The organism is Microbacterium sp. C23T (assembly GCF_053345975.1).
In genome coordinates, this window is the sequence record NZ_JBKFBD010000039.1 from 32,880 (window position 1) to 44,766 (window position 11,887).

General features: G+C 68.4%; 8 protein-coding genes. 4 read left to right on the forward strand and 4 right to left on the reverse strand.

Annotation, left to right across the window (positions count from 1 at the left end; all coding sequences use genetic code 11):
• Positions 1–126 precede the first annotated feature (126 nt).
• From ACLBXX_RS18505 to rpoC, 3 genes are all read left to right on the forward strand, one after another.
• Positions 127–474: a hypothetical protein gene (locus ACLBXX_RS18505; RefSeq protein ID WP_447659225.1), complete on the forward strand. Its 348-nt coding sequence runs from the start codon at positions 127–129 to the stop codon at positions 472–474.
• A 291-nt stretch (positions 475–765) separates the two neighbouring features.
• The gene (rpoB, locus tag ACLBXX_RS18510; protein WP_447659226.1) at positions 766–4,269 is read left to right on the forward strand and encodes a DNA-directed RNA polymerase subunit beta; all 3,504 of its coding nucleotides are present in this window, start codon (positions 766–768) and stop codon (positions 4,267–4,269) included.
• A gap of 41 nt (positions 4,270–4,310) precedes the next feature.
• Positions 4,311–8,183, forward strand: coding sequence for a DNA-directed RNA polymerase subunit beta' (gene rpoC, locus ACLBXX_RS18515; RefSeq protein ID WP_310288308.1), 3,873 nt, complete (start codon positions 4,311–4,313; stop codon positions 8,181–8,183).
• A gap of 82 nt (positions 8,184–8,265) precedes the next feature.
• Here rpoC and ACLBXX_RS18520 read toward each other — a convergent pair whose 3' ends face one another.
• The 3 genes from ACLBXX_RS18520 to ACLBXX_RS18530 are packed head-to-tail and all read right to left on the reverse strand — an operon-like array spanning position 8,266 to position 10,165.
• A complete protein-coding gene (locus ACLBXX_RS18520; RefSeq protein ID WP_447659227.1) occupies positions 8,266–8,916 on the reverse strand; it encodes a DUF3618 domain-containing protein in 651 nt (216 codons plus the stop codon).
• Positions 8,913–9,332 (reverse strand): phage holin family protein, encoded by a 420-nt coding sequence (locus ACLBXX_RS18525; RefSeq protein ID WP_447659228.1) that lies wholly within the window; start codon positions 9,330–9,332, stop codon positions 8,913–8,915. Before ACLBXX_RS18525 ends, ACLBXX_RS18520 begins: the two co-directional genes overlap by 4 nt.
• Positions 9,329–10,165 (reverse strand): hypothetical protein, encoded by an 837-nt coding sequence (locus ACLBXX_RS18530; protein ID WP_447659229.1) that lies wholly within the window; start codon positions 10,163–10,165, stop codon positions 9,329–9,331. Before ACLBXX_RS18530 ends, ACLBXX_RS18525 begins: the two co-directional genes overlap by 4 nt.
• Before the next feature lie 278 nt (positions 10,166–10,443).
• On the opposite strand from ACLBXX_RS18530, the gene ACLBXX_RS18535 reads away from it, so the two are divergent.
• Positions 10,444–11,058 carry a hypothetical protein gene (locus ACLBXX_RS18535; RefSeq protein WP_447659230.1) on the forward strand — a complete coding sequence of 205 codons (615 nt, stop codon included), beginning with the start codon at positions 10,444–10,446 and terminating at the stop codon, positions 11,056–11,058.
• Position 11,059: 1 nt separating this feature from the next.
• Here the strand turns inward: ACLBXX_RS18535 and ACLBXX_RS18540 are convergent, their stop codons facing one another.
• Complete coding sequence (locus ACLBXX_RS18540) at positions 11,060–11,653, reverse strand: hypothetical protein (protein ID WP_447659231.1); 594 nt, start codon at positions 11,651–11,653, stop codon at positions 11,060–11,062.
• Positions 11,654–11,887 lie beyond the last annotated feature (234 nt).

Genomic DNA, 11,887 nt, shown 5'->3' on the forward strand with positions numbered 1-11,887 from the left:
CTTCGCATCCCCGACCCTCTCTTCCACGCGGGCGTGCGCAGGAGTATGTTGCGGCGGTGACGGCGTCGAAGAGGACGCTGTTGTCCGGATCGGGGCTCCGGGCATTCACCAATGGGAGGGGAAGCGATGAAGAAGGCCTTGGCGTGCGCGGTGGTGGCGATCGGGCTGGTGCTCGGCAGCGGCGGAGCCGCGATGGCGGGCGAGGTCAACGGGAACGGCGGCGAGGCGCAGGGAGCCAACAACTCCGCGTCGGAGTGCGCGTTCTCGGGCCAGGACACGGCTGACGCGATCGAGAACCCGCCGACGGCGCCCGACTACAACCCGATGTTCGACGACGACGCTCTCGCGATGCGGGGGAACCAGAAGCACGGGTACAAGGGCATCCAGAGCTACGGCATGTTCATCAGTGCGGGCATCGACGTCGGCATCAACCCCGGTGACGCCTGCCGCGGAAACCTGGGGAAGAAGCACTGATCTGACCTCCGCGCCCGCGTGTTCCGGCCCTGTGCCGGGCGCGCGGGTGCGGTCGTCTTGCGGCTTATACCGCAGCATCCAGAACTTTTCAAGAATCCGACTGGACACGGCGCGTCGTGCGACGTATAGTGGGTCTTTGCGCTCTTGGATTCCCCCTGCCCTCATATGGTGGTCGGCTGTGCCTGCGCCCCCTCACGTTCACGTGAGGAGTGCCGCGCGGGTTTCGGGGATGAGGAGCACTCCACCTGACGACAAGGAAACGAGCCCTACGGGCCCACGGAGGTAATCCCCTTGGCTGCTGCGCGCAACGCATCCAACCCCACCACCACCACCCCCAAGAACGGACGCGGAGCATCCCGCCTCTCGTTCGCCAAGATCTCCGACACGCTGACGGTCCCCGACCTTCTCGCGCTGCAGACCGAGTCGTTCGACTGGCTCGTCGGCAACGAGGCCTGGAAGGCGCGCGTCGCGGACGCGAAGGCCGCCGGTCGCACCGACGTGCCCGAGGTCAGCGGCCTCGAGGAGATCTTCGAGGAGATCTCGCCCATCGAGGACCTGAGCGAGACCATGCAGCTCTCGTTCACGAACCCGTACCTCGAGCCCGAGAAGTACTCCATCGAGGAGTGCAAGGAGCGCGGCAAGACGTACGCGGCCCCGCTCTACGTCGAGGCCGAGTTCATGAACCACCAGACCGGTGAGATCAAGACCCAGACGGTCTTCATGGGCGACTTCCCGCTCCAGACCGACAAGGGCACGTTCATCATCAACGGCACCGAGCGCGTCGTCGTGTCGCAGCTCGTCCGTTCGCCCGGTGTCTACTTCGACAAGACCCCCGACAAGACCTCCGACAAGGACATCGTGTCGGCGCGCGTCATCCCGTCGCGCGGCGCCTGGCTCGAGTTCGAGATCGACAAGCGCGACCAGGTCGGCGTCCGCATCGACCGCAAGCGCAAGCAGTCGGTCACCGTCTTCCTGAAGGCCCTCGGTCTCACCAGCGAGGACATCCTCGCCGAGTTCGCCGGCTTCGACTCGATCGAAGAGACCCTGTCGAAGGACACGATCCTCACCAAGGAGGACGCGCTCCGCGACATCTACCGCAAGCTCCGTCCGGGCGAGCAGGTCGCCGCCGAGGCCGCCCGCGCGCTCCTGGACAACTTCTACTTCAACCCGAAGCGCTACGACCTCGCCAAGGTCGGCCGGTACAAGATCAACCACAAGCTCGGTCTCGACAAGCCGCTCACCGACTCGGTGCTGACGGTCGACGACATCGTCGCGACGATCAAGTACCTCGTCCGCCTGCACCGCGGCGACGTGACGTTCGACGGCGTGCGCGGCGGCAAGCCGGCCGAGATCCGTCTCGACGTCGACGACATCGACAACTTCGGCAACCGTCGCATCCGCGCGGTCGGCGAGCTCATCCAGAACCAGGTCCGCACCGGTCTGTCGCGCATGGAGCGCGTCGTCCGCGAGCGCATGACCACGCAGGACATCGAGGCGATCACGCCGCAGACCCTGATCAACGTCCGCCCCGTCGTGGCCGCGATCAAGGAGTTCTTCGGAACGTCGCAGCTGTCGCAGTTCATGGACCAGAACAACCCGCTCGCGGGTCTGACCCACAAGCGTCGCCTCTCGGCGCTCGGCCCCGGCGGTCTGTCGCGTGAGCGGGCAGGCGTCGAGGTCCGCGACGTCCACCCGTCGCACTACGGCCGCATGTGCCCCATCGAGACGCCGGAAGGCCCGAACATCGGTCTGATCGGCTCGCTCGCCTCGTTCGCGCGCATCAACGCGTTCGGCTTCATCGAGACGCCGTACCGTCGTGTCGTCGAGGGCAAGGTCACCGACGAGATCGACTACCTGACCGCCTCGGAGGAGAGCGACTACATCGTCGCCCAGGCCGGTGTCGAGTTGAAGGCCGACGGCAGCTTCGCGCAGGACCGTGTCCTCGCCCGTCGCGGCAACGGCGGCGAGGTCGACCTCTTCCACTCGGAGGAGATCGGCTACATGGACGTCTCGCCGCGCCAGATGGTGTCGGTGGCGACCTCGCTCATCCCGTTCCTCGAGCACGACGACGCCAACCGCGCCCTCATGGGTGCGAACATGCAGCGCCAGGCCGTTCCGCTTCTCCGCTCGGAGTCGCCGGTGGTCGGCACGGGCATGGAGGGCTTCGCCGCGATCGACGCCGGTGACGTCGTCACCGCCGACAAGGCCGGTGTCGTCGTCGAGGTCTCGGCCGACGTCGTGACCGTGCAGCTCGACGAGGGCGGCACCCAGGACTACTTCCTGCGCAAGTTCGACCGCTCGAACCAGGGCACGTCGTACAACCAGCGCGTGGTCGTCTCGGCCGGCGAGCGCGTCGAGGCCGGCGAGGTCATCGCCGACGGTCCCGCGACCGAGAACGGCGAGCTCGCCCTCGGAAAGAACCTCCTCGTCGCGTTCATGACGTGGGAGGGTCACAACTTCGAGGACGCGATCATCCTCAGCCAGGACCTGGTGAAGGACGACACCCTCTCCTCGATCCACATCGAGGAGTACGAGGTCGACGCCCGCGACACGAAGCTCGGCAAGGAGGAGATCACGCGTGACCTCCCCAACGTCAGCCCCGACCTCCTGAAGGACCTCGACGAGCGCGGCATCATCCGCATCGGCGCCGAGGTGCGTCCCGGCGACATCCTCGTCGGCAAGGTCACGCCGAAGGGCGAGACCGAGCTCTCGGCCGAGGAGCGCCTGCTCCGCGCGATCTTCAACGAGAAGAGCCGCGAGGTCCGCGACACGTCGCTGAAGGTGCCTCACGGTGAGCAGGGCACGATCATCGCGGTCAAGGAGTTCAACGCCGAGGACGGCGACGACGAGCTCGGCTCGGGCGTCAACCGCCGCGTCGTGGTCTACATCGCCCAGAAGCGCAAGATCACCGAGGGTGACAAGCTCGCCGGCCGTCACGGCAACAAGGGCGTCATCGCGAAGATCCTCCCCGTCGAAGACATGCCGTTCCTCGCGGACGGCACGCCGGTCCAGGTCATCCTGAACCCGCTCGGCATCCCCGGTCGAATGAACTTCGGCCAGGTCCTCGAGCTCCACCTCGGCTGGATCGCCAAGCAGGGCTGGAAGGTCGAGGGCACCCCCGAGTGGGCCGCCCAGCTGCCCGAGCAGGCCTTCGAGGCTCCGGCCGGCACCAAGGTCGCCACGCCGGTGTTCGACGGCGCGTTCGAGGCCGAGATCGCGGGTCTGCTCGACTCGACGAACCCGACCCGCGACGGCGAGCGCCTGATCGACTCGTCGGGCAAGACGCAGCTGTTCGACGGTCGCTCCGGCGAGCCGTTCCCGGCTCCGATCTCGGTCGGCTACATGTACATCCTGAAGCTGCACCACCTCGTGGACGACAAGATCCACGCGCGCTCGACGGGTCCGTACTCGATGATCACCCAGCAGCCGCTCGGTGGTAAGGCGCAGTTCGGTGGCCAGCGCTTCGGTGAGATGGAGGTGTGGGCCCTCGAGGCCTACGGCGCCGCGTACGCGCTCCAGGAGCTCCTCACGATCAAGTCCGACGACATCCTCGGCCGCGTCAAGGTCTACGAGGCGATCGTCAAGGGCGAGAACATCCAGGAGCCCGGCATCCCCGAGTCGTTCAAGGTGCTCATGAAGGAGATGCAGTCGCTCTGCCTGAACGTCGAGGTCCTCTCGGCCGACGGCACCGCGGTCAACCTCCGCGACACCGACGATGACGCCTTCCGCGCCGCTGAAGAGCTCGGCATCAACATCTCCAGCCGCTTCGAGTCCTCGTCGATCGACGAGATCTAAGCGCGCCAGGTAACGAACGAATTTCCGACACAGGAGAACCAGTGCTCGAATCAACCACTTTCGATCAGCTTCGCATCGGCCTGGCCACCGCTGACGACATCCGTCGTTGGTCCTACGGCGAGGTCAAGAAGCCCGAGACCATCAACTACCGCACCCTGAAGCCCGAGAAGGACGGTCTGTTCGGCGAGCAGATCTTCGGACCCTCGCGCGACTGGGAGTGCGCGTGCGGCAAGTACAAGCGCGTCCGCTTCAAGGGCATCGTCTGCGAGCGCTGCGGCGTCGAGGTCACCAAGTCCTCGGTCCGCCGTGAGCGCATGGGCCACATCGAGCTCGCCGCGCCCGTCACGCACATCTGGTACTTCAAGGGCGTGCCCTCGCGCCTCGGGTACCTGCTCGACATGGCGCCGAAGGACCTCGAGAAGGTCATCTACTTCGCCGCCTACATGGTGATCTCGGTCGATCAGGACGCTCGTCACCGCGACCTGTCGACGCAGGAGAACAACATCCGCCTCGAGCTGAAGACGCTCGCCGACCGCCGCGACGCACGTGTGGCCGCTCGCCTCCAGAAGCTGGAGGAGGAGCTCGCCGCGCTCGAGGAGGAGGGTGCCAAGGCCGACCAGAAGAAGAAGGTCAAGGACGCCGCCGAGAAGGAGATGGCGTCGATCCGCAAGGGCACCGACGACCAGATCACCCGTCTCGAGAAGGTGTGGGAGGACTTCCGCACGCTCGAAGTCGGCCAGCTCAAGGGCGAGGACGAGATCTTCCACGAGCTCCAGGACCGCTTCGGTCAGTACTTCGAGGCCCACATGGGCGCGGAGTCGATCAAGCGTCGCCTCGAGGCGTTCGACCTGGCGGCCGAGGCCGACAGCCTGCACCTGCAGATCTCCGAGGGCAAGGGCCAGCGCAAGATCCGTGCGATCAAGCGCCTGAAGGTCGTCAACTCGTTCCTGCAGACCGGCATGTCGCCGGCCTCGATGGTGCTCGACGTCGTCCCGGTGATCCCGCCGGAGCTGCGCCCGATGGTGCAGCTGGACGGTGGCCGCTTCGCGACCTCCGACCTGAACGACCTGTACCGCCGCGTGATCAACCGCAACAACCGCCTCCGTCGCCTGATCGACCTCGGTGCCCCCGAGATCATCGTCAACAACGAGAAGCGCATGCTGCAGGAGGCCGTCGACGCGCTGTTCGACAACGGCCGCCGCGGTCGCCCCGTCACCGGTACCGGCAACCGCGCCCTCAAATCCCTGAGCGACATGCTCAAGGGAAAGCAGGGTCGCTTCCGCCAGAACCTGCTCGGCAAGCGCGTGGACTACTCGGGCCGTTCGGTCATCATCGTGGGTCCGCAGCTCAAGCTCCACCAGTGCGGTCTGCCCAAGCAGATGGCGCTCGAGCTGTTCAAGCCGTTCGTGATCAAGCGCCTGATCGACCTCGGTCACTCGCAGAACATCAAGGCCGCCAAGCGCGCCGTCGAGCGCACGCGTCCCGAGGTCTGGGACGTGCTCGAGGAGATCATCCGCGAGCGTCCCGTGCTGCTCAACCGTGCACCCACGCTGCACCGCCTCGGCATCCAGGCCTTCGAGCCGCAGCTCGTCGAGGGCAAGGCCATCCAGCTGCACCCGCTCGTCTGCGCCGCCTTCAACGCGGACTTCGACGGTGACCAGATGGCCGTGCACCTGCCGCTGTCGGTCGAGGCCCAGGCCGAGGCCCGCATCCTGATGCTCGCCTCGAACAACATCCTCAAGCCGTCGGACGGCCGCCCGGTGACCCTGCCCTCGCAGGACATGATCATCGGTCTGCACCACCTGACCACGGTCATCGAGGGTGCTGCCGGCGAGGGCCGCGTGTTCGGCTCGGTCGGCGAGGCGATCCTGGCCAAGGACGAGGGCACCCTCGACCTGCAGGCCAAGGTCCGCATCCGCATCCCGGGTCTCGCGTTCCTCGAGGGCGAAGCCCCCGAGGGCTACGAGCGCCACGGCCTCGTGGACGCGTCGCTCGGCCAGGCGATCTTCAACGACACGCTCCCCAAGGGCTACCCGTTCGTCCGCGAGCAGGCCGACAAGGGCAAGCTGTCGCAGATCGTGAACAAGCTCGCCGAGGAGTACCCCAAGGTGGAGGTCGCGGCATCCCTCGACCGCATCAAGGACGCCGGCTTCTACTGGGCCACCCGTTCGGGTGTCACCGTGGCGCTCAGCGACATCCTCACGCCCCCGAACAAGGGCGAGATCGTCGCGGGCTACGAGAAGCAGGCCGCGAAGGTCCAGGCGCAGTTCGAGAAGGGTCTCACCACCGACGCCGAGCGTCGTCAGGAGCTCATCAAGATCTGGACCGAGGCGACCGACGAGGTCCAGAAGGCGATGCGCGACCACTTCCCGGCCGACAACACCATCAACCGCATGGTCTCGTCGGGCGCTCGTGGTAACTGGCTGCAGATCCGCAACATCGCGGGTATGCGAGGCCTGGTGAACAACCCGAAGGGTGAGATCATCCCGCGCCCGATCATCTCCTCGTACCGCGAGGGTCTGTCGGTGGCGGAGTACTTCATCGCGACGCACGGTGCCCGTAAGGGTCTGGCCGACACGGCCCTCCGTACGGCCGACTCGGGCTACCTGACCCGTCGCCTCGTGGACGTCTCGCAGGATGTCATCATCCGCGAAGAGGACTGCAGCACGACCAAGGGCCTCGAGTTCACCATCGCCGCTCCCGGTGCCGACGGCACGCTGGTGCGCGACGCGAACGTCGAGAACTCGGTGTTCGCCCGCACGCTCGCGGCCGACGCGGTCGACCCGAAGGGCGAGGTCGTCGCCTCGGCCGGTGAGGACGTCGGCGACGTGCTCATCGACAAGCTGGTCGCGGCGGGTGTCGAGTCCATCAAGGTGCGCTCGGTGCTCACGTGCGACTCGGCCGTCGGTGTCTGCGCGAAGTGCTACGGCCGCTCGCTCGCGACCGGCAAGATCGTCGACATCGGCGAGGCCGTCGGCATCATCGCGGCCCAGTCGATCGGTGAGCCCGGCACGCAGCTGACGATGCGTACCTTCCACACCGGTGGTTCGGCGTCGGCAGACGACATCACGCAGGGTCTTCCCCGCGTGCAGGAGCTGTTCGAGGCTCGCACCCCGAAGGGTGCGTCGCCGATCGCCGAGGCCGACGGCCGCATCACGATCGACGAGACCGACAAGGCCAAGAAGGTCATCCTCACGCCCGACAACGGCGACGAGCCGCACGTCTACCCGGTCCTGAAGCGCGCGACGCTCCTGGTCGAGGACGGACAGCACGTCACCGTCGGTCAGCCGATCCTGGTCGGCACGCTCGACCCCAAGGAGGTCATGCGTGTCATGGGTGCCCGCGAGGTGCAGAAGTACCTCGTGAACGGCGTCCAGGGCGTGTACCGCTCGCAGGGTGTGCCGATCCACGACAAGCACATCGAGGTCATCGTCCGTCAGATGCTGCGGAAGGTCACCGTGGTCGACCACGGCGACACCACGCTGCTGCCGGGTGAGCTGGTCGACTTCAAGAAGTACCAGACCATCAACCGCGAGGCGGTCGGCGAGGGCAAGCGTCCCGCGTCGGGTCGTCCCGAGCTGATGGGTATCACGAAGGCGTCGCTCGCGACCGAGTCGTGGCTGTCGGCCGCGTCGTTCCAGGAGACCACCCGCGTCCTGACGCAGGCGGCCATGGAGGGCAAGAGCGACCCGCTCATGGGCCTCAAGGAGAACGTCATCATCGGAAAGCTCATCCCCGCCGGAACCGGACTCGCGAAGTACCGCGATGTCACGGTCGAGGCGACGGAGGAGGCCAAGAGCGAGCGGTACCCCAACCGCATCTTCGCCTCGGACGGCGCGTACACCGACGCCGACCTGAGCTACGTCGACTTCGACAGCTTCTCCACGGACGGTTTCACCACCGACTACAACTGAGTCCCGGGTCTGAAAGACCCTGACGCTCGAACGAGAGGCCCCGGCATCGCCGGGGCCTCTCGCCGTTTCGGGGACGGATGCCTCAGCCGAGGCGGTGCCATCCCTCCGCGTCATCGGGCTGAGATGCAGCGCGGTCGCCCTGTGACAGGTTGTCGGCGACGTTCTCCTTGACGCGCTCGGCGGTGTCCTGCGCCTCTTCCTTGACGGTCTCGGCGGAACTCACCGCCGATTCCTTGACCTGCTCGACGGCGTCCTGCGCGGGACCCTTGAGGTTCTGGGCCATCTCCTGCGCAGCATCCTTCGCCTCGTCCACGGCCTTGTCGACCAGCGGCTGGGCCTTGTCGCGCAGCGAGGTCGCGAGCCGCGTCTCGGAGTCGGTGGTCGGAATCAGGCTGGCCACGAGGAACCCGACGCCGGCGGCGAGCAGTCCCACGACGATCGGTGCGCCCTGCGCCTTCTGCTTCGCCTTGTGCGGCAGTTCCTTGACGGCGTCGCCGGCGGCGCCCACCGCGTCGCCGACGGAATGACCGGCCGAGGAGGCCGTGTCGCCGACGTCGTCGGCCACGCCCATCACGTGGCCTTTCATGTCGCCGAAGGCGCGGCGCACCCGGGTGGTCTGTCGCTCCATGATCTTCGGAGGCGACACCTTGTCGGCGAGGGCGTCCACATCGCGCCCGAGTTCGTCGCGCGTCACCTCGATGTCGGCGCGGATCTGGTCTGGGTTGCTCATCATCGGTTCTCCTCATTCCTCTTGAGTGCCTCGGGGATCTCCTTGACGGTCTCCACCGTCTGGGGCGCCCCCTGCACGGTCTTCAGCCGGCTCCGCCCGACGGCGTACAGGATCCCGGCGATCACGGCCCAGATGACGGCGACGATCACGGCCGACCATCCGAGGCTGTCGATCAGGTCGCCGAGCGCCCACCACAGGGCGACGCTCAGGAAGAACACGGCCATCACGGCCGCGTAGCCGGCGCCTCCGAGCAGTCCTGCGCCGATGCCCGCGCGCTTGGCGGACTCGGCGAGCTCCGCCTTGGCGAGCTCGAGCTCCTTGCGCATCAGGGTCGACAGGTCGCGGGAGACCTCGCCCACGAGGTCGCCCAGCGACGTCTCCGCCGCCTTCTGCTGCGACGGTGTGGGCATGTCGGTCATCGTTGCGCCTCCCCGCTCGGTGACCACTCGACCTGCACCGGTCCGTCGGCGGACGCGGGGTTCTGCCCGTTCGCCGCTGTGCGTCCGGCGTCGGGTGACAACGGGTCACCCGGCGCCTGGTCGGCGAGGGCATCGGCGATGGGCGTCCCCTCGTCGTGGGTGCCGCCGCCGACGCCGAACCCGTCGGCTCCGGTGGCAGAGCCGGTCCGCGCAGCCGGCGTGGCCCTCGTCACGCCCGGCGTGCCCGCAGCGAGAGCCGGCCGCGGCGCGCCCGACGAGCCGCTCAGCGTGCCGCTCCCGTTGTGGGCGTCAGCCATGAGCGCGCGCGTCACGCGGCCGGCGACGATGCCCACGCCGAGGGCGATCAGCAGGAACGCGCCCGTGTGCCGGCGAGCGTATCCGCGCACCTCGCGCACGACGTCCGCGGGCTCACGTTGTTCGAGCCAGTCGGCCGCACGCCGGCTCTGCTCGCCGATCGCGCGCACGGCGCTCGTCGCCATGCCCCCGGAGCCCGTGCTCGTCCCCGAGGCCAGTCCGTGGAGCTCGTCGCTCGTGCCTCGCAGCGCAGCGGCGGCGCGCTGCTGCTGCGTGGACGCCTGGTCGGACAACTGCGCGCGCGTCTCGTCGAAGAAGCCGCGGGCGGCGTCCTTCACGTCATGTGCCACGCTCTGGATCTCGTCGCCTGCGACACCGGCGACGTGCATCGCTCCGGCGTCCACTTCGGCCACCGAGTCGACGGCGCGCTCCTTCATGTCCGGCGTGCCCGGGCTCTGCCCTGCCGGTGACCCGTCGGCGGTGCGGTCCACGGGGGATCCGGTCTCATAGGTCGACATGCTCCTCCTCCATCTCACGGCCGGCGTCGGCCGGCGGTGTGCCGGCCGGGGGAATCCGCCGTGGCGAACAACCGTCCGGCAGGAGGAGGGAAGAAAGGAGGGGGTCGAGTTCTCGGCCGCGACGGAGTATCCTGCCGACGCCTGCGGCAGCGGACCTCCGTCTCAGGGGCGAGGATGTGGACGGGTGCTGTGGCCACTCGCGTCCTCGGAGGCCCCGCGCGCGCCGCGGCGCAGCATCCGTCTCTCCGGCTTACCGTGGAGACGGAGGTGGGGGCCCCATGGCGAGGATCGGTGGACGCAACTCGTGGATCGCCGTGCCCGCGGGGATGCTGTGCGCCGCGGTCGTCGCCTCGCTCGTGTGGCTGGCGCTGCCGATGATCCCGGTGGCCGTCGCGTGGGTCGGAGACACGCTGCGCAGTGCCACCGCGCCGCGGCCCGAGGCGACGCCGGTGCAGACACCCGCCCGGACCGCGGCGGACGGCGGCGCGATCGACTGCCGCACGCTGTACTCCGACGACCTCTGGAACGAGCTGACGTGGCGGGAGGGATCGCTGCTCAACCAGTCGATGGCGGCTCCCGCGACGGCGGCGACGGCGTTCGCCGATGCCGCCGCCCCCGACGTGCTGGTGACGTGCACGTGGCGGTTCGACTCGGGCGGGATCGTCACCACACTGTCGAAGGTGGACGCGGATGCCGCGACGATCGCGGAGGCCGCGCTGGCGGGGGACGGGTTCTCATGCAGGGCGGCGGACGCCGCCACCGTCTGCGACCGCACGCGGGGCGCGGTGCTCGAGGAGCACACCCTCCGCGACGGACTGTGGCTCGTGAGCGTCGAGACGACGTGGCACCCCGAGGACTACGGCCCGCGGCTCGACCACACGGTCTGGGGCTGACTCAGCCGAAGATGCTCGCGACGACGGCGGCCGTGTAGCCGGTCGGCGCCAGGTTCGAGTACTGCGTGTCGATGAGGATGTCGTCGCGCCAGAACAGCGTGCGCCCGTCCGTGACCGGGTACGTCTCGTTCGGCCAGGTCTTCTCGCAGCGCGTGCCGCCATCGGGGGTGTAGCAGGTGTAGCCCTCGTCGGTGACGAGCTTGTTGAGCATGTCGAGCGCCGGACCCCGCGACATGTAGGAGATCTTGGTGACCAGACCCGTCGTGTCGGCGGCGGGATCGCCCCACACGCACACCAGGCTGCCGTCGGGCTGCGGTCCCGATGCGCCGAAGGCGGGGTCGTTGAGCGGCACGCCCTCGAGCTCAGCGAGCACGTCGGCGGTCAGGATCGCGCGGCAGTCGTCGGGGATCTCCGCCTTCGCGGTGGGCGACGGCGTCGGGGTGGGCGTCGCCGATCCGGACGCGGACGTGGACGGTGTGGGCGTGAAGGTGAGTCCGCCCCCCGAGGGCGCGTCGGGTGCGCACGCCGTCAGCGCGGCGAGTGCGAGGAGGGTCGATGCCGCGGCCGCGGCGAGCCGGAACGCCCGTGGTGCCATGGGCTCAGGGTAGTGGGCGGGCGCGGATTCCCCCGGCACGCCTCCGTCGTGTGCGCGGGACCGCGGGCTACTCTGCCTCTGCGGGGATGAGCCCTGCGTGAGGAGTGCCTGCGATGAGTGACCCCAAGTCGTCCTACGGCGAACCCGTCGACGAGCCCAACGGCGTCGACGACGTCGTCGGCCGTGCGAACGAAGGGCCCCCCGGCGCCCCGGCCGCCCCCCGCGGCCCCCGCG